We start from the raw sequence: 25,589 nt of genomic DNA, 5'->3' as shown, positions 1-25,589 counted from the left end.
GTCATCTGACACTGCCCGTTTTTTCAATATTAGTTAAGGATAGTGTCAATCTTCACCCAATGACCAAGAAAGTTCAAGATTCGAATTGGCTGGAGAAACTCTTACATATCCCTGCATTTCTTGGTGCAATGCCGAACAGAAATCAGTACAGTAAAAGGGCCATACTCCCACTTTTTTAGGCTTCCATATAGACGTTTTTGTCTGTCCTGGCATGACAAGTAGTTCCGATGTATTCTGACCGATTATGGAGAACCCGTGCGGTACATCAAAATCTTGCTCATGATTGGTAATGTGAAAATAGACCTCGTCACCAACTTTTATACCTTCTATATTGTCCGGTGTAAAGTGGCTACGAATGGTACTCATATAAATATGAACCTCTTTGCCGTTCCGTTCCACCCTTGCCTCTGAAGGATTTGCAACTGCATACGGGTGTTTGTTGTCATCCAATCTATATATTTTCTTGGAATTTGGTGCCAATAGTTCTGCTGGACATCCTGCTGCATAATGCGGTTCACCATGTGTTGGAAAATCATAGATGAGTTCCATTTTTTCACCGGATATATCATAAATCTGTGCAGAATGCTCCATTTCCGGTCCCGTTGGCAAATAACGATCTTTAGTAATCTTGTTCATCGCTACCACGTACTTACCGAAAGGTTTACGGGAATTGCCTCCAGGAATCATCAAGTGACCCACCGAGTAGAACGTTGGTTTACGATCTACAACTTCCCAAGTTCCCAGTTTCCATTTTACGACTTCGGATGAGATAAAAAATGTTGTATAAGCATTTCCTTGGCCATCAAATTCTGTATGCAACGGTCCTAGTCCACCACTTTTTACTGTTCCGGCCAGAACATCCTCAAATTTTAAAATAGGGATTCCATACGCTTCCCCATCAAACTTTTTGCCATCTATTGCAGCAATCATTTTATCAAATGAATGTACGGTCAAGTCAGCAGAAAGCTTGCCGTTACCGATGATGTATTGTCCGCTCGGATCAACATCACAACCGTGGGGAGACTTTGGAGTGGGCAAGAAAAATACCGCTCCAGGCACTTTTGTGGGATCAACGGTCAAAACCTCTTTCTTCATTGTGGTAGTCCCTGTGTGAGTACCCTCATCATAAACGTTATGTGCATAGTCAGCAGCCATTTTGGTGCCACCACCGCTATTTACGTATTCTTCAATCTTTTTCCAATTTACGGCCGCTATAAAATCCTTATCATTTTGAGATGAATTGACCTCCATTAGAGAATTTGCTTCTTCGGTGTTATAAGTAGTAAAGAAAAACCAACCATGACTGTCGCCACGTCCAGGATGTGATAGGTCATAATTGAAGCCTGGCATCAATAATTGAAATTTGATATCCAATTGACCGTGTTCAGGTTCTACGCTTATAAAGGTCAATGCTCCTTTAAAATTACTTTTATATTCATTAATGGGCATATCCCTTTGCGGTACGGGTACTGAAAAACGTGTGCCCGCAACTACGTATTCGGTATTCTCGGTAATGAAGGATGAGCTATGGTTACCGGCACTGTTGGGAATTTCAATGATTTCCTCTGTTTCAAAAGTGCTTAGACTTATCCTTGCGATACGCGGAGTGTTATTTCCATTGATAAAAATCCATCTTCCGTCCAATTCACCATTTGTTTGCGAGATGTCTGGGTGATGTGCATCATCCCAAGGAACAAAACCAAAAGATGTATTCAACATGGGTTTGGTCTCTTCTGAATACCCATAACCCGATGTTGGAAATTGGGAAAAAACAGGAATTTCCTTGAACATTCTACCAGAAGGAAGGCCATACACAGTAAGATTTCCACTATATCCTCCAGAAAGGAAAGCATAAAACTCATCTTGTTGGCCAGGTGCTACATAAACTTTCTCTGCAGCACTGGATCCCAAAGCTCCGTTAGAGGAACCTTTAGTGCCACCATTACCGCAACCAGAGAAAACTAAAGCAACTCCGATAATCGCCATTAAATAATACTTATACTTTTTCATTCTTATAATTTGTTAGTTGTTTATATTTTATTCTTTTGAAGGTGGGAGTATGACTTTGTCCACAACATGTACAATACCATTGCCAGCTGACACGCTCGCCAGTATTTTTGCACCACCAACGTAAACATCATCACCTTTTACTTCTACATTAGTGTTCTGATCGTTTGCTTGTCCCAACTTTTTAAACTTTTTCAAAAACTCCTTGTCATATTTACCTGGAGTGACATGATGCTTCAAAATATTGGCAAGTGCATCTTTATTTTCAGGTTTCAATAAATTTTCGACGGTGCCTTCCGGTAGGACATCAAAAGCTTCGTTCGTTGGGGCAAATACCATCAAAGGTCCAGCATTGACCAATGCATTCTCCAAGTCTGCTGCCTGTACCGCTGCAACCAAAGTGGTATGGTCAGGTGAGTTTATTGCAATGCTCAAAACCGTTGGAGTGGATTCATCATTCTCTATAAAAGCCTGACCTTGCTCTTTACTGGTTTCAATACCATCTGTTACTGCATTGGAATTGGTAGAATCGTTTTCTTTTTTAGTATTGCAAGCCATCAATAAGAACAAGATTAAAAAGGGCAATAATAGCTTTCTTGTGGGTACGCTTGATTTCATATTAGTAAAGTTTAGTTAGAGGGTTCTAAAATATTCCAGCAATGCACGCGACTCTTCTACGGTCAGATTCTGGTTTGCCATCGCAGCGCCATTAAACTCTACCAAAAGATCTTTGGCACAACGGTCTTCTTCGGTCATTAATTTTGGATCTAGGATCATGTTCATCACCCACTCTGGGCTTCTTCTATCAAGTATCCCCTGCATTTTTGGACCTATAAAACGCTTATCGGTTTTATGACAGGCCGTACAATTGGTCTTGAACAATTCAGACCCGGCTATTGCCATATCTTCATCAATTTCTGCACCTAAAGTAATTTCCTTTATTTGACCTACTCCTTTATTATCCAAAGTGATGCGTTGCGAGGCAGGCACCTCATTTGTCTCAGGAGCTATTTTTTCAACTTTTTCATTGGATTTGGTTCTATCCACGCTAAATCCATCTTTCTTCTTTTCTTCTTTTCCACCACAACCAACAAGAAATAAAATGCTTAACATAGCGTAAATTGTGATATTGATTTTCATGTAGAGTAGTTTTTAATAATTCCTCAAAAATACTAGCACATGATTATTAAAAACATGATATTTATCATATAAAAGATAAAAAACTCTTTTAATCTTTATATTTATCTAAAAAAAAGTTCATGCTCTCCACTTCTACCAAATATGCCTTGAGGGCAGTACTTTATCTTGCAGTCAATTCTTCTGAAAACAAGAAGGTTTTGGCAAAGGATATCAGTGGTCCCACCAATATTCCAAAAGCCTATCTGTCCAAATTGTTGCAAGAATTATCAAAGCACCGAATCGTATCTTCAATAAGGGGGCCTGGCGGAGGATTCTATCTAACGCCGGAGAATAAAAAAGTTCCTTTAATACATATTGTACAGGTTATAGATGGCGATAGCCGATTGAACTCGTGTATGCTCAGCGTAAGGGATTGTGATGAAGATCATCCTTGTCCCATTCATCATTTGGTAGGTGATGCCAAAACAAATTTCATCAAGAATCTCAAGGAAAATTCTTTGGAAGATTTAGTTAAAAGTATACAGAATGGAGATTCTGTTTTACCACTTTAGCAGCGACAATCGTATTTTTTGATTCGATACTTATTTCAGACTGATACTATATAAATACTTACTTTTTATCTTCTTCAACCAATTTGTCATCTTTCCAAACCCCTTGGGTAACTACCTCATCATCCTTTCCATAAAAAACACCTACCCCGTTTCGCTTGTCGTCTTTCCACTGACCAATATATTTTTCACCGTTTGGCCAAAAATAAGTGCCCTTTCCATTGCGTTGATCGTTTAAGTAGCTCCCTGAATAATGTTCGCCATCAATCCAATAAAAATTGCCTTGGCCATGACGCTGGTTATCCCTCCACTCCCCTTCGTAACGACTACCAGTATTTAACAGGGCTATTCCATAGCCGTTGGCTTTGTTTTTCTTTACTTCCCCCACATAGTGAAACTGACTTCCCTTTTTATTGGTGAAGGTAATATACTCCCCAAAGGATTTCCGCTGTAATTGTCGTTTGGTACTGGCCAACTGTACCTTAACCTTTTCCAGAACAAAGTTCAATGAATCATATTGTTTGATTTCTTTGGGAATTCTGGAGAGCCGTGCATTTTGAATGGAATCCAAGGAATCTTGTTCCATTAAGGAAACTTCAGAAAGTTGCTCACCGTTTCTTAATTTTGATAACTTTTTGGCAATGTCGATACGCAACTGCACTCCTGAAGCTTCTTTTATATCATTATCTGACCACCGAGAATTATAAGCATTTATCGCAGCATCGTATTCTCCTTTCACCAATAATGAATCTATTTGGAGCAATTCATCATACTCGGCCACTTTTTTGGACATATCGGAAGTAATACGCTTCTCATCTTCTATTTGTTTTTTTAGGATATTGACCTTAAAAAGACCGTAAACCGCTATTAATATTAATGTGATGATAACGGTTACAGTTATAATTTTTCTCCTTTTCGTATTTGTGTCCTTGTTCATAATCCATAAAATTATACAAGCTTAATCGTCCAAATGGATGGCTGGAAGTTTATTTTTAACTTTTCTGATATCCGGAGAGAAATAAACATGAAAACGCATGGTCCAACCTTGCTTAAAGATGCCTGCATTCTCTAAACTCTGTCCCTGTGAATACATTAATCCCGCTGCCACTGTTAGCCTGGGAGTTAGGATATAGCCTAAAGTAGTTGTCAAACGCAAATCTTCCATTACACTCCCAACAACCTCTTTACCGCTTTGCATAATTAATTCGGCTTCGGGTGAAACATAGAGTGTTTCTGGGACCAATTTGTTGTTGTTCAAAGGTATTTTGGCCCTGAACATGTATCGCCACCTATTTCTAAAGATATATTCACTGTTTTCTTCAAACCCCTGGGTCCATCTATGTTCTATTCTAATTCTGTGATATATCATGGCACTGTACAATGGCTGTGCAAATTGATATTGATGCCAAATACGCCACTCGGGAACAACGTTGCGATCTATTGAATCTTCATCGGTATTGAAATTTATCCGCACTACCCCACCCAGGCTAAAATTGATTTTTTTTGAATAGATATATCCGATAGCATGCCGATTGTAAATCTGTCCTATTTGACCAATAAAAGGCGTGTCCTCCGTCTCTTGAAATCGAAAATGGGTTTGTGCATCCCAGAACAATCGTTTGGATATACGGATATTGCCGTATGTATTGAACCAAACTCTGGTGTTAGGATCTTTAAATTCTGATTTCTCAGGGAGCATCTCTCCTTCTTGTGCCGACAAAGAAGATAGGAAACACGATAAAATCAAGACCGATAAATAGACCGGGATATGGTAAAGTTGCTTCATTGCTCTGTTTGGCCAAGGGGTTCTAAATTGAACAATTGTATTATTACCAATGGATCTTGTTCCCTTTTAAGTTTCCGTTCCAATCTTGAGGTATCTTCATCACGCATTTCCAACATACGTAGATGGGCATTATTGAGCAGTAAAACCATTTTATCAACGTTGTCGCAACCAAGATCTTTTTTTATGCTGTTCAATATATGTGGGACAAGAATTTTCTGGTATGCTGTGGTTATACGTTTTTTGATTTCTTCGTTCATTATGGTCGCCATGAAAGGATTCCAAATTGCGTCTTGGTATTTGTCTTCAATGTCTTTTGCCCTACTGGGTTGTTGTGCCAAGGCCTTGGTGAGAGCATCCATCGACTTAAAACAGTTGACAAGCTGTGTTCCAAGTTCCCTCTTCGCAGGGGTTTCATTCATTTTAGAGTATTCTGAAAGATTTTCGTTGGCAATGGATTTTATCTTGTCAAAAACTTGTAAGTAACGCTGGGGCAGCCCTTCCACCAATGAATCCAAATCTTTGTTGAGCTGGTTTACTTGAGCTATAATTTGTTCCTCCAAAGCAATAAACTCCTGTTGCCTTTTATCTTTTGTCAGTCTCTCATTTAAAATTCCATGAATGGAATCTATATTGGTAAAAGCATAGCTTGCCATTTCGTGTATAGCTGTTGCACTATTTTCATTGATGTTGAAATTCGTCGCACGGAATCCTCTAAAAGTCCTACTTCCTTTCTCTTTTACATTTATAATTATTTGATCGGAAGGTTTGCCATCTGGCCAAACATGTGAAACCAATTCATCGAGCGAAACATATTGAAGAATATTTGATTCATGATACTCAAGAATTTCCGCTAACGGGTCCAAAAACCTTTTGGATATCTCATCTACAACTGAATGAAAAAAAAGTGCATTATCATCAGCCATCTTAAGAATATTCAATTGCGTATTGCCGAGTAAAGATTCACTTACCTGCCTGGATTTTTTATAAAGTACTTTGGCCGAATCCAACAGAACGGATTGCATAGAATCCAATGGATAGTAAGGTACTTTAACCTTAAACTTTGGATAAAAAGCTGATTTTCCCAGTTTGGATAAGATTTCATCTATCTTTCTGTAATAAGCAGAATTTTCTTTTAATGTTGTGTTTATCGGACTTTGTGATAAATTAAAAGTATCCTTGGTTTTTTTTATGATGTTGAGGATTTTTAGATAGTTTTCATCTAAAATGATGGTTTTTGGGTCAAGTATTTCCTTGGTATAAAAATCAACCGTGTTTAATTCTCCCTCTACATTTGTTTCAACCTTTCGAAGACGACCATTTGTAAAGAACCAACTCTCAACTAAGCCAATATCGTTTTCGGAATATAGCGTCCACTCGTCATGAGCCAATCCATTCCTTAAAAATCTACCTACGAGCGTGCTACCGTCATTTTCGATACGAAAGCTTTTTTGTGGCACTCCATCCTTAAAATCGATAGTGCTCTTAAAAAGAGTCCTGTTGATTTTAGAGTCTTCTATTTCATTCTTTTCTATGGACCATATTCCATTGGGTCTACCATTGATTAATTCTCCCCTGGCGCTTTCTTGTGTTCCCGTAATATTGAGCAGGTATTGGTAATCCAGGACTTTGGTGATACTATCTGATTGGAATTTGCCAAATTCAAAATCCCAATATCCACTTGGGTAATTGTCCTTAAAATTTCCTTTGAACAGAAAAGAATAGTCTCCGTTTTTCAATAAGGCGCCAAGGCTTGAACGCCGCATTAAAAAAGGGCCATCCAACAAAGTATCACTTTCTATTATTTTATATTCAAATTTAGCTACTCCCTTGTATTTTCCTATTTGGAGGCTATCATTAAAAGTGATGTTTTGTTGGCAATGCGCCAAAAAAGAAAAGGAAGTGAGAAGTACTACCGCTATATTTCTAAAATCGAGGTTATTCAATGTTCGGTATTATATTGGTTCAATGTAAACTAAATTGAAGGTATTGGCAAAAACCGTAGCAAAATATCTTTTCATTTATACGAAGAATATGAGAAAAAAGATTATGCTTAACCGTCTTTATAGTATTTTCAACAATTTAAACTTCATTAATGGTTTTTTTTAATTTCAAAGAAATATAATCCTCCCCATTGTAATATGTGTAATGGATCACCGACCAAAAACAAAATAACTTTCCATGCGCAATTTGTTTCTCTTACTTGCCATATTACTGGTTTTCGATGTTGTTCATTCACAGGAAATGACTTCCAAGATTCTTTATGATATTATTGAAAAAGAGGCTGACACGGTTAAAATAAAGGGGAACTCATATCAGTTTTTGATAAATGATGTTGGTTTCATTTGTGTTTTTGATGAAAATGCAAACCGCATGCGAATCATCTCACCTATTGTAAAACGAGAAGAAATTGGAGAAGAGGAGTTATTGAACGCCATGGTGGCAAATTTTCACTCTGTCTTGGACGTAAAGTATGCACTGAGCGATGAAGTTATCTGGTCTGTTTTTATACATCCTTTAAGGGAACTGTCCGAACATCAAATTCAAGATGCAATAAAACAAGTGTATGCCGCAGCGCTTACTTTTGGGAGTTCCTATTCAAGCACTGGCATGGTTTTTCCAGGAAATACCAGGAAAAAAGAAAAACAAAAACCAAAGATTTTGAAAAAAATCTAAAAGCTATATTCAGGAACTTTCCCAATAGCACCTTTGTAGAAATCATGGAATACTTTAAAGTCCTCTCTTATATTGCCTGTTGGATGTATAGCATCTGAAAATTTTACCTGTTTTTTTCCAAAATCGAACGCAACGGCAACTATTGGAACTTTTGCTTTTTGCGCTATATGATAGAATCCTGTTTTTAGTTCGGTAACTTTTTTTCGGGTACCTTCAGGAGCCAATGCAAATCTAAAAATCTTTCTTTTCTTAAAAATTTCAACAACGCTCTCAACGGTATTGGAACTTTTGGAACGGTCTATAGGTGCCCCTCCCGTCCATCTAAAGAACCATCCAAAAGGCGGTTTAAAAAGACTTCTCTTGCCTATATAATTGATTTCTTTATCGATTACCTTTCTGACCAAGAGTCCCAGAAAAAAATCAACCCAATGGGTATGGGGAACTACGGCGACCACACATTTATCCACATCTGGAAATGTGCCGACAAGCTTCCACCCTAGAACCTTAAAATATAAAAATTTGGATAGTCTATGCATGTAAGTCCTTTCGAAAATCAATGAAATAATACAATGACATTTAGATTTTCTGATAGATAGCTTGCAAGCGTTCTGGTGTCATTTGACTGCTCCAGTCCTTACCTAAGGCATTTTCCCATAATGCCTCCATACTTAAAGAGACATGGATCATCGTATCAAAATCATTTTGGGTCAGATTGGAACAAATGCCTTGGGGCAATACTATATTATGCTTTTGTAACATTTGTTCAAAGAGTTTGACCCCTTCTGGGTAAAATTCTTCTAGATGTTGAAAAACCAGACAATTACCAATACCGTGTTTTATTCCCAGTAAATAGGAAAGACCATAACTCATAGCGTGTGCAATACCCACTTGAGAATAGGCTATGCTCATACCCCCATGCCAAGAAGCCATCATTAATTTATCCCTTGATTCATGATCGGGAATATCATCCAAAAATACTTCTTTGCAAAGGTCAAGCGCTTTTTCACCATAGCTTTGACTAAATGCGTTTAAATAGGTTCCATTTAAAGATTCGACACAATGGATAAAACAATCCATACCCGTGTAGAACCACTGATCTTTAGGTACCGTTTTAGTTAATTCTGGATCTAAGACTACTTGGTCGTATGTAGTATGGTCTGAGTTAATTCCCAATTTTTTTTCAGGTCCCAAAAGTACTGTGGTTCTGGATACCTCTGCTCCAGTACCGCTTACGGTTGGTATTCCCACATGGTATATAGATGGTTTGTTCACTAGGTCCCAGCCCTGGTAATCTTTTGCTTGTCCTTTGTTATTTAGGAGTATGGCCACGGCCTTTGCCAAATCGAGCAGTGTTCCTCCCCCAATGCCTACGATTCCAGAAGGGAGTTCGTCAAAAGATTCCCTAATTTCTGAAACCAATGCATCTACTTGCCCTGTTTTAGGCTCTTCCTCTGCTGATATAAATATCACCACATCGTTAAACAGTAAAGGGATAGGAAGAATATTTTCACTTTTTTCGAAATAATCGTCAACTAGAAAGATAAATGGTGCATCGGAGTTTCGTCTCTTGGACATTAAAATATCCCCTAGTTGATTGAAACAGCCTTGTCCAAAAACCACTCTTGGTACCATCGGAAAATTACGATAGGTTGTCTTGGACCCTAGATTTATTTCGTTTTTCTTCAAATTGTTTTCAGTCTTCATCAATTTCCAAATATTTCAAAATATCTTTAAGGCTGTTCAGTTTCAAGTGGTTGTTTACTTGTTGGGGATCATTCACCATCTCATGTGCCCAAGTCGTGTGAAAAGGTACATGAACGGCTCTTGCCCCAATATTCAATATAGGCAATACATCTGACTTTAAAGAATTTCCTATCATCAAAAACTCGTCTACATCAATCTCTAAATGTTCCAAAAGATTACTATAATTATTTTCTTTTTTATCGCTGAGAACTTCTACGTGATGAAAATATTTGGAAATGCCCGACTTTTCCAGTTTTCTCTCTTGGTCCAACAAATCTCCTTTAGTGAGTACTATCAATCGATACTTGTTCTCCAATTTACCCAGTACTTCCTCTACTCCGTCCAGTAACTCAACAGGATGGGAAATCATTTTTTTTCCCAATTCCAAAATTTTTGAAATGGTTTCTTGTGGTACTTTATAGTTGGATAAATCCAATGCGGATTCTATCATGGAAAGCATAAAGCCTTTTATGCCGTAACCATAAAGTTCCAGGTTTGCCATTTCCATCTTAAAAAGTTCTTGGTCAATTTTGTTCTTGGTCTCATAACCTTCCAACAACTCTGCAAAACGCTCTTCGGTTTCCCTAAAATAGGTTTCGTTGACCCATAATGTATCGTCCGCATCAAAACCTATGACCTTTATATTTTTAAAATCTATTTCCATGCTTTCTTTGCTCTTTCCAAATCTTCCGGTGTATCAATTTCTATACCCGAAACATCTGTTTCCACCATTTTTATTTTCTTTCCATACTCAAGAAACCGTATTGCCTCTATTTTTTCCTTGGCTTCCAAAGGTAACATTGGTAGATGTTTAAAATCGAGCAAAGCTCTTTTTCTAAAAGCATAGATTCCTTTATGTTTATAATATTTGGCATCAACATTATTATCTCTTGGGTACGGTATGGGGGAACGCGAAAAGTACAATGCAAAATCTTGGTTGTCGACGATAACCTTTACTGTATTTGGATTGGAGATTTCCTCCCAATCGGTAATTGGAGTCATCAAAGAGGCCAAATCTATTTCCTTGGTATGGTCTTTATTGAATACTTGAATGACTTTTTGTAAACTTTTTCCATCTATGAAAGGCTCATCTCCTTGAACATTGATTACAATATCCACGTCCATTTCCATGACCGCTTCCGCAATCCTATCACTTCCGCTTTCATGTTCTTTTTTGCTCATGATTACCTGTCCGCCAATAGCCGATACTGTATCGAAAATAATTTTACTATCCGTTACTACGTAAACCTCATCAAACAACTTGGTTTGTAAAGCAGCTTCATAAGTTCTAACAATAACTGGTTTTCCTCCCAAATCCTGCATAAGTTTTGCAGGAAATCTTGAAGCTTGATATCTGGCCGGTATCATTGCTATTGTCCTCACTTAATTTTTTTTTTGGGTCGCAATTTACGGTATATTCTAAAGGTTATGAATAAAATTATGATTACTAAAATGGCGGCAATTGGCGGTATTAATATCGATGCCGTAGAAACCACAGCTGCTGTTCCCGTTTCTATTGTTGTAACAATGGGATTTGCCAATCCACCTGTAGTTGCCGTGGAGGCCAATCTTCCTGCAGCATTTGCGCCTTTGATAGCAGTAGCTGTTCCCCCACCCGCAATAATTGCCAATGACCATGTAATTACAGGATCTAGGTTGGCGACGGTAGAAACCATTACAGCTGTTCCTGCGATAGCAGCCAATGGAACAGCTAAACTGTCAAGTAGATTATCCACCCAAGGTATGAAGTAAGCGAAAATTTCTACAAGGGTAGCTACTCCCAAAGTAATCAATGCAACCAAACTACCAATCCATTGCCAATTTTCGTTCAACTCCCAAACGCCTAAATATGCCGCAAAGCTTAAGGCAAAAAGTGGTAAAAATACCCTGAAACCTACAGATGCGGCCAGGCCTACTCCTAAAAAAATACTAATAATGGTATCTGGTGACATACCTATGGTTTTGACTAAAATAGGGTATTCCTAGTCAAGAAAAAAATCATCCTTAAACCCTATTAGAAATAGTTTTTCTTTAGCTCTTGTTACTGCCGTATACAGCCATCTTAAATAATCTTTGTCCACACCGTTGGGCAAGTAGGGCTGTTCTACAAAAACAGTGTTCCATTGCCCCCCTTGAGACTTATGACAAGTAATGGCATAAGAGAATTTTACTTGTAGTGCATTAAAGAATTTATTGTTCTTTACTCCTAAAAACTTTTTATACTTGGACTTTTCATGTGCATAATCTTTTAAGACTTCTTGATAAAGGCGATTACCTTCTTCATAAGACAGAGATGGGGTCTCTGCACTTATCGTATCCAATAACAGTACCGTTTCAAAGGGTCTCTGGTTTGGGTAATCCACCATTTTTACTTTCACTTCGGCAAACGAAAATCCGTACAGATTTTTTATGGAAAACAATTCCAATATTTCAATAATGTCCCCGTTTGCAATAAAACCAGCTTCTGAGTTGGGCCTTAACCAAAAGTAGTTATTCTTGACTACCATCATATAATCGCCAACAGCCAATTGATTCTCCAAAAAAAGAATTCGCTCCCTTATATTTAGATTGTAGAGGTTCGCTCTTTTGTTGGACCGAACAATAATCGTAGTTTCTTCCTTTCCGTTTTGATTGTAGGATGTATCTATAGCTTCTTGGATTTCAGTACCATCGATCAATCTTACAATATCTTTAAATGGATTTATTTCAAATTTGAATTCATCAAAAAATTGTGACTGCAATTGTTCACGAAGATTAGTTGCGTTGAAAAGAATACCTGAGTCACTGGTCTGCCTCATCACTTCATCCAGTTCCAAAAATTCAACATCCTTATTATAGTTCAAAGAAAGTCTATGTTCCTCCAAAGCGGGGCTCAAGTCCAGTTTCACAGGTGGTAATTGTGCCGTATCTCCAATCAACAGTAGTTTACAATTATGGCCGGAGTACACGTAGAACATAAGGTCGTCGAGCAAAGACCCATTCTCGAAAAGCTTTGAATCCGCTGGAGTATCAGGAATCATTGAGGCTTCATCAACGATAAAAATAGTGTTCCTGTGTTTGTTTGGGGCCAAAACAAATTGAATACCGCCACTAGACTGCTTTTTGGGAAAATATATTTTTTTGTGGATGGTAAATGCCTTATTACCGGAATATACCGACATAACTTTTGCCGCCCTGCCAGTTGGAGCCATCAAAACAGCGCTCATCTTAACTTTCCAAAGGCTATTGACAATGGTCCCAACAATTGTAGTCTTACCCGTTCCTGCAAATCCAGTTAGCAAAAAAACTTCTTCCTGTTTGGCATTTAATGTAAAAGTAGAAAGTTTTTGTAAGGCAAGAGCCTGTTTTAAAGTAGGTTGATGAGGAAATTTTTCATTTAAAATTTTTAAAAATCCAGATGGTGTAAGATCATTCATAAGCTTCTAAAGATAGCGTGGATTTTTAAAGCAAAAAGTTTCGTGATTAAAAAAAAATTGTAGATTTGTCTGTAACCGCTAAATTAACTCAGAAAGACAATATTAGTATGTTAAACTTAATCATTATCGTTTTAGTTATATGCCTTGTGACCGTAGGCCTCGTATTTTTGATTGATAGATTTTTACCTCAGAAAATAAAGCCTGTTCTTATTATAGTTTTTGGACTTTTAAGTATTTTCCTTGGGTATTTGATTTATCAATCCATCAATGCTCCGATTGAATTCAATAAGGTTAGGGAGGAAAGATTCTCCCAAGTTATTGCAAAGCTCAAGGATATTAGGGATTCCCAAGAAGCTTACAAAACAGTGAACGGTAAATATGCCAAGGATTTCAACAGCCTTATAAAATTTATCGATACTGGAAGCTATACCATTACACAGCAAAGAGATTCGTCCTTTATGCGATTTGACAAAACCTATCAAATTGAGTTACAAAAAGACACCATTATAATCGACACTCTGGGATTCATCAAAGTTAGAGATTCATTGTTCAAAGATGACCTCAGTTACAAAACCATGATGGATGTTCCGTACGCGCAAGAAGACCAGAAATTTGAGATGAAAGCTGATATTATCGACAAACAAGGTTACAAGGCGCCTGTTTTTGAAGCAAAAGTGAAGAAAGACATTATCCTTTACGATCAGCCAAAGGATCTCTTAGCAAGAGAGAATGCACACCAAAGCGTTGAAGAAGTAAATGGTACCGAAATTAAAGTAGGTTCCCTTACCGATGTTAGCTCAAACGGTAATTGGCCACCGATCTATGATAGAAAAATCAATTAAAATAACGCAGACAAAACCAAATAACGCCTTTAAAAAATTGTCCATTCAGGTTGGCCTGAATGGACTTTCTTTTTGCTCCCTAGATACCATTTCAAATAAGATACTGGCTTCAGAAAGAATACATTTTAAAACTTCTTCCACCCCGTACCTGATATTAAAGGAATTAAAATCTATATTAAATCAAGGAAAGAACATCGGTCATGATTTTTCCGAAGTTGTGGTAATCCATAAGAATAGCTTGTTCAGTTTAGTTCCCAAAGCCCTGTTCAACAAAGAAGAACTTCCAAATTATCTAAAATTCAACGCCAAAATAATGGCAAATGATCAAATAGCTTATGACGAGATAGCCAATCATGATATAATAAATGTGTACATCCCATTTACCAATGTGAACAATTATATTTTTGACTTGTTCGGCGAGTTTGAATTTAAACATAGCGGTACTGTTTTAATAGCGACATTATTAAAACAAAGTAGAACGATTAAAGCATCAATTTGCTATGTCCAAGTTTCTGAAAAAGAAATGGAAGTGGTAATCATTTCAGAAAAAAAGTTACTTTTTTACAATCATTTTGAGTACAAGACCAATGAAGATTTTCTTTATTATTTATTGTTCAGCTTAGAGCAATTACAATTGAATTTAGAAAATATACATTTAAAACTATTTGGTCTCGTGGAAGAAGATGATGCCATTTATGGGTTATGCCATAGATATATAAAAAATGTATCTGTTTTTATTCCGACCAATCCATTGTTTCCAATCGAACACTTGGAAAGTCAAGCAATTGATTTTACGGTCCTTAATGCGCTTTAATGAGAATCATTTCAGGTAAATACAAGGGCAAAAGAATTACAGCACCGAAGAAACTTCCCGTTAGACCTACTACGGATATGGCAAAAGAGGCGCTCTTCAATATCCTCAACAATCGTTTCCATTTAAATGATAGTAAGGTAATCGACCTATTTGCAGGGACGGGCAATATAAGTTTTGAATTTGCTTCAAGGGGAAATGTTGAAATTGTTGCTGTAGATAGTGATGCCGGCTGTATTCAATTCATTTCAAAAACCGCAAAGGAGTTGGATTTTCAAATTACTACCGTAAAATCTGACGTTTTTAAGTATCTGCACAGGGTTAAACAAAAATCAGATATTATTTTTGCCGATCCTCCCTATAATTTGGGAGCCGATGATTTTAATACTATTGTTAAATCAGTTTTTGAAAAAGAGCTTTTAGCAGAAGATGGCCTTTTAATTATAGAACATTCCACGCAAACTGATTTATCTCTTTCTCAATACTTTACCGAAAAAAGAAAATACGGAGGAAACGTTTTTAGTTTTTTTGAAAATATATAGACATGATGTATTGGTAATACTTAGCGTTAATCCAGTTATCAAAATTCAATTCAAAATTTTAGATTTCATAAAAAAGCAGGCCATAAGCCGGATTCTGTCTATTCAGACTTAATCTAGAATCTCTTCCAGGAAAAAGTAGAACATCCTTATCATTTATCTAGACTTTTAGTTACCCAAAAGTTCCAACCGCCTACCCTCCAATTTGGGCGTGCAGCCCTTAAACATTGGTTTACATGACGTTTCACCGCATAGAGTTTACCTGATTTCACTACAGCCTAACTGTACTTGCTTTCTGTTGCACTGGTCCTCGCCTACTGGCGGACGGGCGTTACCCGCTATGCTGCACTTTGGTGTCCGGACTTTCCTCCCCCGATAATAATCAGGGGCGATAAGGTAGCCTGCCGGTAACAAAGGTAAAGTAATTGTTAATAAATAATAGGCTACTTTGTTATGCATGGGCAACTATGCTGATCGCTATTTTTATATTTGTAGTAATACAAAATTTTTCCTGATTTGGAGCCCTTTGTAGTATCAGCCCGAAAATATCGTCCCCAGACCTTTAAAGATGTCGTGGGCCAGGAGTCTATTACCAATACCTTGCTCAATGCCATAGATAACAATCATTTGGCCCAAGCCCTATTGTTCTGCGGTCCAAGAGGAGTGGGTAAGACTACTTGTGCGCGTATATTGGCAAAACAGATAAATCAAGATGGTACTGAAAGAGAAGATGAAGATTTTGCATTTAATATTTTTGAGCTGGATGCTGCATCCAATAATTCTGTTGATGATATACGAAACCTTATAGATCAAGTTCGCATACCTCCACAAGTCGGTAAATACAAAGTATATATTATTGATGAGGTACATATGCTTTCGCAATCGGCCTTCAATGCTTTTTTAAAAACGCTCGAAGAGCCTCCAAAGCATGCCATATTTATTCTGGCAACCACGGAAAAGCATAAAATTATCCCCACCATACTCTCACGCTGTCAAATTTTTGATTTTAAACGGATAACAGTAAAGGATGCTGCAGAATATTTGAAGTATATAGCACAACAACAAGGAGTAGAAGCAGAAGAAAGTGCGCTCCATATTATTGCACAAAAAGCGGACGGTGCCATGAGGGACGCCTTGTCCATCTTTGATAGAGTAGTCAGTTTTTCAGGAAAGCAATTGACGAGAAAGGCAGTAACCGAAAATTTGAACGTACTTGATTATGACACATATTTTAAAAGTACTGACCTGATTTTGGAAAACAATATTCCAGATGTACTGCTTTTGTTCAACAAAACACAGTCACTTGGGTTTGATGGCCATCACTTCATTACAGGCCTTGCGTCTCATTTTAGGGATTTAATGGTTTGTCAACATGAGCAGACACTCGCTTTATTGGAAGTTGGCGATGATGTTAAAGATCAATATCGTGGACAGGCAAAAAAAGCCACTAAAGAGTTTTTGCTAAAAGCTTTGGACATGGCAAACGATTGTGATTTAAATTACAAGACAAGTAAAAACCAACGCTTACTTGTAGAACTTACCCTTATGAAACTTGCTTCCATCACTTTTGATGGAGAAAAAAAAAAGTTTGATTTTATAGTCCCTGCTTCTTTTTTCACTACAAAAACAACCCGTAATACTTCTCAATCAGCTGAAAATGTTGAAGAAACACAAGAATCTGTACAGAAAAACCTAAATAAACCACCAGATATACAAATCGATAGAACACCCCAACCCCTAGAGACTGCCCAACCTCCAAAAAAAATAAAACTGAAAGCTCAGAACAATCGAGTGTCCGGGTTATCGCTATCAAGTATAAAGGCCAAAAAGGAGCATGAAAATATAAAGGCGCCGGTCATTGGGCATGAAGAACTTCCAAAGGAACCATTTACAGAAATGGATATGCAAAAACATTGGAACGATTTTGTGGAACTACTCGAAAAAAAAGGACGGAAAATATTGGCCAGTAATCTCCAAACAGATACCCCCAAATTAAAAAATGATCATATTGTCTGGATAGAACTGCCGAACGATACCATGAAAAAAGAAGTGGAAATAGAGCAAAGTCTAATGCTCGACCATCTAAAGCAGAAATTGAACAATCACTCTATTTCACTTCAGATTACCGTGAATGAAATCATTGCCAAAAAATTTGCTTTTACTCCAGAGGAAAAATATCAAAAACTTCGAGAAAAAAATCCTGCGCTGGATGTCTTACGTAAAGAGTTTGATTTGGATTTTTAATACCTATTTTATATTGCTGCGTTTACAAATAACCAAACTTTAAGTGCAATCCTTTTATCTTTGCCGCATTAGATTTATTCAATAAATACAAAAATGCTCGGACTAAAATTACCTACGGACCCAAGATGGGTCAATATCGTTGAAAAAAATATTGAGGAAATCCTTACAGATCATGCTTACTGTGAACAGAAAGCTGCGAGTATGGCCATTTCGCTCATCATCGGTTTTCCGGAAAAATCAGATTTAGTCAAAGAAATGACTGCTTTAGCCAGGGAAGAAATGGGGCATTTTAATATGGTCCATGACAAAATATTAAACCGTGGTTGGGTTTTGGGACGAGAACGTAAAGATGAATATGTTTTGCAATTGATGAAATTTTTCCCAAAAGGTGGAAGTCGAGAAACACATCTTGTTCATAAGCTTTTGTACGCTGCTTTAATCGAGGCTAGAAGTTGTGAAAGGTTTAGATTGCTTTCCGAAGAGATAGCAGATAAGGACCTAGCGGATTTTTATGGTAAATTAATGGTAAGTGAAGCCAATCACTATACTATGTTTTTAAAATTTGCCCGTAAATACGGAGAAAGAAAAGAAGTGGACAGAAAATGGCAACAGCTTTTAGACCATGAGGCTACATTGATGCAGCATTTAGGTAAAAAAGAAACTATGCATGGCTGATTTTATTGATAATAAAGTGTTTTAATCATACCATCTGTCAATCCTATTTTTGGAACATGGATTTTTTTAGCTCCGCTCCATTTAGCAGCAGATAGAAAAATCTTGGCGGCAGGAATAATTACATCAGCTCTATCTTGATTAAGTCCCAATTCTGAGATTCTGTCGTCATAGTCCATACTGTTCAAAAAATGGTATTGGGCATTTAACCAAATAAAGGACAGTGGTTGACCCATTTTTCTCCCGGACATTTTATGCAGTTTATTGATATTTCCACCAGAGCCTATAATTTCTACCTTATCATCTTTATTAAGACTAGACCCGATCCACACTTTTATTTCATCCCAAACAGCATCTTTGACCAAATCGTTCAACATCCTTACTGTGCCAATTTTAAAGGATTTGGAAGTTAAAAGTTTACCTTCTTCAAAAATGGTAAATTCTGTACTGCCTCCACCAACATCCACATATAAATAGGTTTTCTCTTCCTTAATCAAATCTTTCAAATCAGTGGACGCTATAATTGATGCTTCCTTTTTTCCATCGATTATGTCAATTTTGATTCCAGAATCCTTGAAGATATCTTCAATTACTTCTTGACCGTTATTCGCCTCACGCAATGCAGATGTAGCACAGGCCATATATTTTTCAACTCCGTAGACTTGCATCAACAAATCAAAGGATTGCATGGCTTTTTTTAATCTCTCTATATTTCTTTGTGATATTTCCCCAACTATAAAGGAGTCTTCGCCCAAGCGGATTGGCACACGAACCAATTCGCTCTTTTTAAAAATGGTTGGTTTGTTTGGTTGCTCAATTACATTGTTTATGAGCAATCTAATTGCATTGGAGCCAATGTCGATGGCAGCAAATTTCCGTATGACCAATTGAACAATATTTAAGATTCGAGCTTTTGTTTATAATAATCATAAAGTGCAAACTGAGATCTCAATTTGGGATTATCCACATCTTTTTTTCTATAAGCATTATCCTGATTTTTCGAAAAAATTCGTGCCTTCATGTTGTCCTGCCAAGATATATGGAAAGTATCCAGTAGCTCTTGTTTAACATCAGGGTCATAAATGGGGCAACCTACTTCCACCCTAAAATCTAGATTTCTTGTCATCCAATCTGCAGATGAAATATAAACTTTTGGATTTCCCTGATTCCCAAAAATGAAAAGTCTGGGATGTTCCAAGAATTTATCCACAATGCTGATTGCCTCAATATTCTCACTCATATCTTCAACACCGGGAATTAGACAGCATACTCCTCTTATAATCAATTGTATTTTCACTCCTGCCCTACTCGCCTCATACAGTTTATCAACCATTTTATATGATGTTAAACTGTTCATCTTTATACCTATATATGCTTCTCTACCTGCTTCCGCATTCTCAATTTCATCGTTTATTAGCTTTAAGAAAGAAGATTTTGTGTAATGGGGCGACACAATTAGATGCTTGTATTTATGAATTTTATAATTGGTCTCAAAAAACTCAAATACCCTGCTCATTTCTTTCAAAATACCTTCATGCGCGGTAAACAATGTGTAATCTGTATAAATTTTTGCAGTCGATTCGTTGAAATTGCCCGTACTTATAAAACCATATCTTTTGAGGCCCTCTGTTTCTTCTCGCTCTATTAAGCAAATCTTACTGTGAACCTTGAGTCCCGGTACTCCAAATATCAAATTAATTCCTTCGGCCTGTAATTGATTGGCATACATAATATTGGCTTGCTCATCAAATCTGGCCTGTAACTCTATTTGTACAGTTACCTGTTTCCCGTTTTTGACCGCATTTATCAATGCAGAAGCTATTTGACTATCATTGGCCAAGCGATATACTGTAATCTTTATTGCGCGAACCTTTGGATCCAATGCAGCTTCCCTTAAAAATTTTGTCACATAGGTAAAAGTGTGGTATGGAGTATAAATCAAATGGTCTTTCTGGCCTATCATCTCCAAGAGACTCCCTGTCATACTCAAACCCTTTACTTGGAGTGGTTCAATTTTGGTATACATCAAATCATCCCTGCCCAGACTTGGAAAGCCCATATAATCTCTTCTATTATGGTATTTTCCACCTGGAATAACACTATCCGTATCTATAATGTTCATTTTTTCCTTTAGGAACTGGAGGGTATCCTTATCTATATTTTTATCGTAAACAAAACGAACAGGATCACTTACTTTTCTATCTTCTACGCTCGATGAAATCTTTTCTATAAAACTTTTGGTCAAATCATTGTCGATATCCAATTCGGCATCACGTGTAATTTTGATCATATGCGCCGTAATCGACTTGAATTCAAACATGGTGAAAACGCTATCAAGGCAAAATCGAATCAAATCATCTAAAAGAATAATATAGTTTTTTTCTCCCTGTTTTGGAAGAACGATAAAACGGTCTATCCCTTTCGGAATTTCTATCAATGCATATCTGTTATTTCCATAATTACTTGATGCATTATTATCTACCATCACCATTTTAACGGCCAAATAGGCAGCTGTGTCTTTAAGTAAAGGAAATTCAGTAAGGTCGTTGAGGATAATGGTCATCAACTCTTGATTCACTTTCTTGAAGAAATACTCCCTTATGAATTCAGCTTGGTCTTCATCCACTTCATTTTCATCAATAATGAAAATATTTTCTTCCTTCAGCTCTTCTTCAATACTATTTAGGATTTCTAGACTTCTTGCTTGTTGGGCAATTACGATTTTGGTAATCTCTTCCAAAAGGTCTTTTGCCTTTTCACCCCCAAGCACACTTTTACCGGTCTTACCAGCATCAACGATACGTTTAACCGTTGCATACCTGACCTTAAAAAACTCGTCAAGATTATTGCTGAAAATACCTAAGAACCTTAATCTATCAATTAACGGTACATTACTGTCCGCACTTTCTTGAAGCACCCTGGCATTAAAATGTAACCAACTTATTTCTCTATTGACGTATTCGTTCTTTAGCTTGATCATTTATTATTTTAAGTATTTTGGGAAGATAGTCTGTTCTGTCGTTCCTTTTGTAAGTTCATCCCATTTTGAAACATCAAATTTAATTTGTACCAATCCAGTTGTGGGAACATTATCAATATACTGATCTCCCCATGTATTTGCAAGTGATGTAAAGGCATGGTTATGACCAAAAATAATAACAGTGTCCATTGTATTGTCCAAATTTTTGACAAACTCCTGCACGCTACCTCCAGAAAAATCGTAAAGTGCTTCCTGAACTTGATATTTATTAAAATCAAAAGTAATGTTCCGTAAAAAAATCATTGAAGTGTGAAAAGCTCTATTTGCAGGGCTGGAAAAAGCAAAATCAATTTTAATATCATTATTTTTAAATGCTGTGGAAACCAAATGACCGTCATTGATTCCCCTTTCTTTTAAGGGTCTGTCCTTGTCCGAAACTTCATAGTCCCAAGAAGATTTTCCGTGTCTGACCAAAATTAAAGTTTTCATGCTGTTACATATTTAAGGTTGTAAACGTTCTATTTTCCAATTAAAGTCCTTTTGAAGGGTATATCTTATGCGATCGTGCAAGCGGTTGGGACGACCTTGCCAGAATTCCAAAGAAATTGGTCTTACCAAGTAACCGCCCCAATATGATGGCCTTTCAATCTCCCTATCCTGATATTTTGTCTCCAACTCATTCAGTTTTTCTTCTAATACTTTTCTTGATGCTATAATGCTACTTTGATTGGATACAATGGCGCCAAGTTGGCTTCCCACGGGTCTTGATTCAAAGTAACCGTCAGACAAATTTTCCGCTATTTTTTCGGCCTTACCTTTTATGATTACTTGACGTTCTAAATTGGGCCAGAAAAAGGAAAGGCAAACGGAAGGGTCGCTTTCTATTGCTTTGCCTTTCTCGCTTTGATAATTGGTATAAAAAATAAAGCCCTCGTGTGTAAACTTTTTCATCAACACCACTCTATTTTTTGGGAAACCGTCCAATCCTATCGTAGAAACTGTCATTGCATTGGGCTCATCCAAACCATCCATGGACTCAACCTCATAAAACCATTTTTGAAATTGTTCCAATGGATTTTCCTTGATTGAATTTTCCATTAATTCGCTCTTTTCATACGATTTTCGGTAATTGCTAAGGTCTTTTTGCATGATTTATTGTAGAAATACACAAATTTCAGCAAAAGAATGGAGAATAGAAAGATTGATGCGCTTTAGTTTGAAGGTTTGATATTAAAGCTCAAAAGATTTACCGTCGTCGGCAAGTTCTACATTTGGAAATACCTTTAGGGCTTCTTCCCTAAAAAGCTCAATGGACTTGTACCTCGTTGAATAATGTCCTAAAATAAGGTTTCCTGCATTAGCCATCTTCGCTATCTGCGCTGCTTGTTTTGCTGTGGAATGTTTTGTTTTTTCACAAAGATGCAATTCAGTTTCCAAGAACGTAGATTCGTGGTAGAGCATATCCACATTTTTAATTATGGGAATTATCGATTCACTGTATACGGTATCACTACAAAAGGCATAACTTTTTGGCAATGGCGGCTCTAAGGTAAGCTTGCTGTTCATAATTCTTTCACCGCTATCCAAAACTACGTCTGCTCCAGCTTTAATATTATTGAATTGGCTTTTATCGACTTTATATTCAGCTACAGCCTCAACATCCAATTTTCTGGGAGCTACTTTCTCCTTAAACAAAAAACCATTGGTGTAGACCCTGTGTTTTAAAGGTATGGTATGCACACCCACTTTATCATCTTCAAAGATAAACTCAGATTCTTTTGAATCGAGTTCATGGAAAACAAGGGGATAGTTGGTCCATGAATTTCCCAGTTTAAGTAAAAGCGTTATTGCTTCTTTAATGCCCTTTGGGCCATAGATATGAAGCTCCGACTCTCTTCCCAACAATCTAAATGTGGATACTAGACCTGGTAGGCCAAAAAAATGATCTCCATGCAAATGCGAAATGAAAATATGCTTGATTTGGGAAAACTTTATTTTATTTTTTCGCAATTGTACTTGGGTTCCTTCTCCACAATCAATCAAAAAAAGATGGTTCCTTATTTCCAAAACCTGTGATGTGGGATTTGTAAATGTGCGAGGAGTTGCGGAATAACATCCCAGAATGGTCAACTTCATCGTGATGGAAAATTGAAAGTGGAAAATTGAGGACACTTGGGAAGAATGATTGTAAATAATACAATTCTAAGGGACGTTTCTAAAAAGCTCATTTATACATTTATCATACTTAAAAATTAGAACTAACTGATGAATGCTGACCACCGAATACTGACTACTGACTACTGACCACCGAATACTGACTACTGACTACTGACTACTGTTAATCAAATCCCCAAATCCCGTTCTATTTCTTCCATTTCAATGATATCCTTTGCTTCTTGTATTGATGGGACTAGGCTAATTTCCTCTGGAATATCGTCATAAGAAACCTTATCGGTTACTAAAACAAAAGATTTGCCCAAAACTTTATGTTCATTCGAGACTGTCAAAAATTCTAAAATATCGTTCTTGGTAAGCTTATCAAATGAAAAAAGATTGATAATAATATTATCATTTTTAATTTTGGAGTATCCATTTTTAAAGTTCTCCAAAAATGTGGAAATTGATATGTTCTCTTGAAAAACTGTTGTCGTTATACCTTCCTTATCGAAAATCATATACTTTAAATTTTTGATGCCAGCAAGTAAATCACAGCCATACGAATGGCTACTCCATTTTCTACCTGTTCCAAGATTATGGACTGTTTGGAATCTGCAACATCGCTTGTAATCTCCACTCCCCTATTTATAGGTCCTGGGTGCATGATTATAATTTGTTTATCCAAACTGTTCAATAGTTTCTTGTTGATTCCAAATTGTTGGGTGTATTCCCGTGTTGATGGAAAATAGCTAATATCCATCCGTTCGTTCTGTACACGGAGCATGTTGGCAACATCGCACCAGTCCAAGGCTTTTCGCAGATCAGTTTCAACTTCTATACCCAGAGATTCTATATGTTTTGGAATCAATGTTCTTGGTCCACAGACCTTTACATTGGCCCCTTGTAATTTTAGGGCAAATATATTTGATAATGCTACTCTTGAATGTAAAATATCGCCAACAATAACAACATTTTTGCCCTTTACGCTTCCTAATTTTTCACGTATGGAGTACGAATCCAACAAAGCTTGTGTGGGATGTTCATGAGCCCCGTCGCCAGCATTTATAATAGATGCCTCTACATGTTTTGAAAGAAAAATTCCAGCACCGGGATTAGGATGACGCATGACAACCATGTCCACTTTCATTGATAGAATGTTGTTCACCGTGTCAATCAATGTCTCCCCTTTCTTGACAGAGGATTGCGATGCCGAAAAATTGATTACATCCGCGGATAAACGTTTTTCTGCTAACTCAAAAGAAAGTTTGGTACGCGTACTGTTCTCAAAAAAAATGTTGGCAATGGTAATGTCCCTAAGAGTGGGAACCTTTTTGATAGAGCGATTGATAACCTCCTTAAAGTGATCCGCAGTTTCAAATATGAGCTCGATATCCTTTTTGTTCAGATATTTTATTCCCAATAAGTGATTGACACTTAATTCGCTCATTTTTATTTATTTGCTTACTAAATACACAATATCCTTTCCGTCATTTTCCTTCCACATCACCTTTACTTTTTCTTCATTGATGGCATCTACCTGACGTCCTCTATAATTGGGCTGTATTGGTAAATGTCTACTGAATCTTCTATCTATCAAGGTCAACAATTCAATGTCCGAAGGTCTCCCAAAAGACTGAATGGCCGTTAATGCCGCTCTTATGCTTCTTCCTGTATAGAGTACATCGTCAATAAAAACCACATTTCTGTCCTCGACCAAAAAGTTGATTTTAGTTGTGTTTGCCTTCAATGTTTTGTCCGACCTTCCAAAATCATCACGATAAAATGTGATGTCCAAAAAGCCTAAATCAATAGCTTTGACCTTGTATTCTTCTTGAAGAATTTTTGTTAACCGTTCTGCTAGATATACGCCCCTAGGCTGAATTCCAATCAGAGCAGTATTATTAAAGTCCAAATGATTTTCTAAAAGCTGGCAAGCCAAACGGTGCAATATAATGTTGATTTCTTTTGAAGTGAGAAGTACTCTTTGACTCATATGCTTTGCTGCCAACGCTATTGCCCACAAAAGTAAAC

The 25,589-nt window shown here is 37.1% G+C and carries 27 protein-coding genes and 1 other RNA gene; 7 read left to right on the top strand and 21 right to left on the bottom strand.

Annotated features, from left to right (window positions below):
* Window positions 1-45: 45 nt before the first annotated feature.
* The 3 genes from nosZ to HME9304_RS13335 are packed head-to-tail and all read right to left on the bottom strand — an operon-like array spanning window position 46 to window position 3,147.
* Complete coding sequence (gene nosZ, locus HME9304_RS13345; protein ID WP_112379055.1) at window positions 46-2,010, bottom strand: Sec-dependent nitrous-oxide reductase; 1,965 nt, start codon at window positions 2,008-2,010, stop codon at window positions 46-48.
* Between the two features lie 27 nt (window positions 2,011-2,037).
* The gene (locus HME9304_RS13340) at window positions 2,038-2,625 is read right to left on the bottom strand and encodes a fasciclin domain-containing protein (protein WP_112379054.1); all 588 of its coding nucleotides are present in this window, start codon (window positions 2,623-2,625) and stop codon (window positions 2,038-2,040) included.
* 15 nt (window positions 2,626-2,640) lie between these two features.
* Window positions 2,641-3,147, bottom strand: a complete 507-nt coding sequence (locus HME9304_RS13335; RefSeq protein ID WP_112379053.1) for a c-type cytochrome — start codon at window positions 3,145-3,147, stop codon at window positions 2,641-2,643.
* Window positions 3,148-3,266: 119 nt separating this feature from the next.
* Here HME9304_RS13335 and HME9304_RS13330 point away from each other — a divergent pair, with 119 nt between their 5' ends.
* Entirely contained in the window at window positions 3,267-3,698 is a 432-nt protein-coding gene (locus HME9304_RS13330; protein WP_112379052.1) for an RrF2 family transcriptional regulator, read from the top strand.
* 58 nt (window positions 3,699-3,756) lie between these two features.
* Here the strand turns inward: HME9304_RS13330 and HME9304_RS13325 are convergent, their stop codons facing one another.
* The 3 genes from HME9304_RS13325 to HME9304_RS13315 are packed head-to-tail and all read right to left on the bottom strand — an operon-like array spanning window position 3,757 to window position 7,424.
* Window positions 3,757-4,632, bottom strand: coding sequence for an MORN repeat-containing protein (locus HME9304_RS13325; protein ID WP_112379051.1), 876 nt, complete (start codon window positions 4,630-4,632; stop codon window positions 3,757-3,759).
* 21 nt (window positions 4,633-4,653) lie between these two features.
* Window positions 4,654-5,481: a DUF2490 domain-containing protein gene (locus HME9304_RS13320; RefSeq protein ID WP_112379050.1), complete on the bottom strand. Its 828-nt coding sequence runs from the start codon at window positions 5,479-5,481 to the stop codon at window positions 4,654-4,656.
* Complete coding sequence (locus tag HME9304_RS13315; RefSeq protein WP_112379049.1) at window positions 5,478-7,424, bottom strand: hypothetical protein; 1,947 nt, start codon at window positions 7,422-7,424, stop codon at window positions 5,478-5,480. Before HME9304_RS13315 ends, HME9304_RS13320 begins: the two co-directional genes overlap by 4 nt.
* A gap of 235 nt (window positions 7,425-7,659) precedes the next feature.
* Between HME9304_RS13315 and HME9304_RS13310 the strand changes: the two genes are divergently transcribed.
* The gene (locus HME9304_RS13310; RefSeq protein ID WP_112379048.1) at window positions 7,660-8,154 is read left to right on the top strand and encodes a hypothetical protein; all 495 of its coding nucleotides are present in this window, start codon (window positions 7,660-7,662) and stop codon (window positions 8,152-8,154) included.
* Here the strand turns inward: HME9304_RS13310 and HME9304_RS13305 are convergent.
* The 6 genes from HME9304_RS13305 to HME9304_RS13280 are packed head-to-tail and all read right to left on the bottom strand — an operon-like array spanning window position 8,151 to window position 13,313.
* Complete coding sequence (locus HME9304_RS13305; protein WP_112379047.1) at window positions 8,151-8,690, bottom strand: 1-acyl-sn-glycerol-3-phosphate acyltransferase; 540 nt, start codon at window positions 8,688-8,690, stop codon at window positions 8,151-8,153. The genes HME9304_RS13310 and HME9304_RS13305 overlap by 4 nt on opposite strands.
* A gap of 40 nt (window positions 8,691-8,730) precedes the next feature.
* Entirely contained in the window at window positions 8,731-9,858 is a 1,128-nt protein-coding gene (locus HME9304_RS13300) for an iron-containing alcohol dehydrogenase family protein (protein WP_112379046.1), read from the bottom strand.
* Entirely contained in the window at window positions 9,848-10,561 is a 714-nt protein-coding gene (locus HME9304_RS13295) for an HAD family hydrolase (protein ID WP_112379045.1), read from the bottom strand. The genes HME9304_RS13300 and HME9304_RS13295 overlap by 11 nt, the downstream gene beginning before the upstream one ends.
* On the bottom strand, window positions 10,552-11,265 hold the full coding sequence (gene kdsB, locus HME9304_RS13290) for a 3-deoxy-manno-octulosonate cytidylyltransferase (protein ID WP_206170516.1): 714 nt from the start codon (window positions 11,263-11,265) through the stop codon (window positions 10,552-10,554). Before kdsB ends, HME9304_RS13295 begins: the two co-directional genes overlap by 10 nt.
* Before the next feature lie 11 nt (window positions 11,266-11,276).
* A complete protein-coding gene (locus HME9304_RS13285) occupies window positions 11,277-11,849 on the bottom strand; it encodes a DUF4126 domain-containing protein (protein ID WP_112379043.1) in 573 nt (190 codons plus the stop codon).
* A gap of 30 nt (window positions 11,850-11,879) precedes the next feature.
* A complete protein-coding gene (locus tag HME9304_RS13280) occupies window positions 11,880-13,313 on the bottom strand; it encodes an ATP-dependent DNA helicase (protein WP_112379042.1) in 1,434 nt (477 codons plus the stop codon).
* A 107-nt stretch (window positions 13,314-13,420) separates the two neighbouring features.
* Here HME9304_RS13280 and HME9304_RS13275 point away from each other — a divergent pair, with 107 nt between their 5' ends.
* Genes HME9304_RS13275 through rsmD form a run of 3 tightly spaced genes read left to right on the top strand, consistent with a single transcriptional unit; the run spans window position 13,421 to window position 15,508 of the window.
* Window positions 13,421-14,155, top strand: coding sequence for a hypothetical protein (locus tag HME9304_RS13275; RefSeq protein WP_239023279.1), 735 nt, complete (start codon window positions 13,421-13,423; stop codon window positions 14,153-14,155).
* Entirely contained in the window at window positions 14,136-14,969 is an 834-nt protein-coding gene (locus tag HME9304_RS13270; RefSeq protein WP_112379041.1) for a DUF3822 family protein, read from the top strand. The genes HME9304_RS13275 and HME9304_RS13270 overlap by 20 nt, the downstream gene beginning before the upstream one ends.
* The gene (rsmD, locus tag HME9304_RS13265; RefSeq protein WP_112379040.1) at window positions 14,969-15,508 is read left to right on the top strand and encodes a 16S rRNA (guanine(966)-N(2))-methyltransferase RsmD; all 540 of its coding nucleotides are present in this window, start codon (window positions 14,969-14,971) and stop codon (window positions 15,506-15,508) included. Before HME9304_RS13270 ends, rsmD begins: the two co-directional genes overlap by 1 nt.
* Window positions 15,509-15,576: 68 nt before the next feature.
* On the opposite strand, the gene rnpB is transcribed toward rsmD, so the two are convergent.
* An RNA gene (rnpB, locus tag HME9304_RS13260) (RNase P RNA component class A) lies at window positions 15,577-15,913 on the bottom strand.
* Window positions 15,914-16,021: 108 nt separating this feature from the next.
* On the opposite strand from rnpB, the gene HME9304_RS13255 reads away from it, so the two are divergent.
* Both HME9304_RS13255 and HME9304_RS13250 read left to right on the top strand, forming a co-directional pair.
* Window positions 16,022-17,749, top strand: a complete 1,728-nt coding sequence (locus HME9304_RS13255) for a DNA polymerase III subunit gamma/tau (RefSeq protein WP_112379039.1) — start codon at window positions 16,022-16,024, stop codon at window positions 17,747-17,749.
* A gap of 93 nt (window positions 17,750-17,842) precedes the next feature.
* Window positions 17,843-18,424, top strand: coding sequence for a MiaE family protein (locus HME9304_RS13250; RefSeq protein ID WP_112379038.1), 582 nt, complete (start codon window positions 17,843-17,845; stop codon window positions 18,422-18,424).
* Between the two features lie 2 nt (window positions 18,425-18,426).
* On the opposite strand, the gene HME9304_RS13245 is transcribed toward HME9304_RS13250, so the two are convergent.
* From HME9304_RS13245 to pyrR, 8 genes are all read right to left on the bottom strand, one after another.
* The gene (locus HME9304_RS13245) at window positions 18,427-19,308 is read right to left on the bottom strand and encodes a Ppx/GppA phosphatase family protein (protein ID WP_112379037.1); all 882 of its coding nucleotides are present in this window, start codon (window positions 19,306-19,308) and stop codon (window positions 18,427-18,429) included.
* A gap of 11 nt (window positions 19,309-19,319) precedes the next feature.
* Window positions 19,320-21,401 (bottom strand): polyphosphate kinase 1, encoded by a 2,082-nt coding sequence (ppk1, locus tag HME9304_RS13240; RefSeq protein ID WP_112379036.1) that lies wholly within the window; start codon window positions 21,399-21,401, stop codon window positions 19,320-19,322.
* A gap of 3 nt (window positions 21,402-21,404) precedes the next feature.
* Entirely contained in the window at window positions 21,405-21,890 is a 486-nt protein-coding gene (locus tag HME9304_RS13235) for a SixA phosphatase family protein (protein WP_112379035.1), read from the bottom strand.
* A 12-nt stretch (window positions 21,891-21,902) separates the two neighbouring features.
* A complete protein-coding gene (gene pdxH / locus HME9304_RS13230) occupies window positions 21,903-22,550 on the bottom strand; it encodes a pyridoxamine 5'-phosphate oxidase (protein WP_112379034.1) in 648 nt (215 codons plus the stop codon).
* A gap of 81 nt (window positions 22,551-22,631) precedes the next feature.
* Window positions 22,632-23,537, bottom strand: a complete 906-nt coding sequence (locus HME9304_RS13225; protein WP_112379033.1) for a ribonuclease Z — start codon at window positions 23,535-23,537, stop codon at window positions 22,632-22,634.
* 206 nt (window positions 23,538-23,743) lie between these two features.
* On the bottom strand, window positions 23,744-24,076 hold the full coding sequence (locus tag HME9304_RS13220; protein WP_112379032.1) for a ribonuclease Z: 333 nt from the start codon (window positions 24,074-24,076) through the stop codon (window positions 23,744-23,746).
* 5 nt (window positions 24,077-24,081) lie between these two features.
* A complete protein-coding gene (locus HME9304_RS13215) occupies window positions 24,082-25,005 on the bottom strand; it encodes an aspartate carbamoyltransferase catalytic subunit (protein WP_112379031.1) in 924 nt (307 codons plus the stop codon).
* 6 nt (window positions 25,006-25,011) lie between these two features.
* On the bottom strand, window positions 25,012-25,551 hold the full coding sequence (pyrR, locus tag HME9304_RS13210; RefSeq protein WP_112379030.1) for a bifunctional pyr operon transcriptional regulator/uracil phosphoribosyltransferase PyrR: 540 nt from the start codon (window positions 25,549-25,551) through the stop codon (window positions 25,012-25,014).
* Window positions 25,552-25,589: the final 38 nt, after the last annotated feature.

The organism is Flagellimonas maritima (assembly GCF_003269425.1).
Classification (GTDB): domain Bacteria; phylum Bacteroidota; class Bacteroidia; order Flavobacteriales; family Flavobacteriaceae; genus Flagellimonas; species Flagellimonas maritima.
The sequence above is the reverse complement of the archived record's forward strand: the minus strand, read 5'-3'. Positions and strand labels throughout refer to the sequence as shown.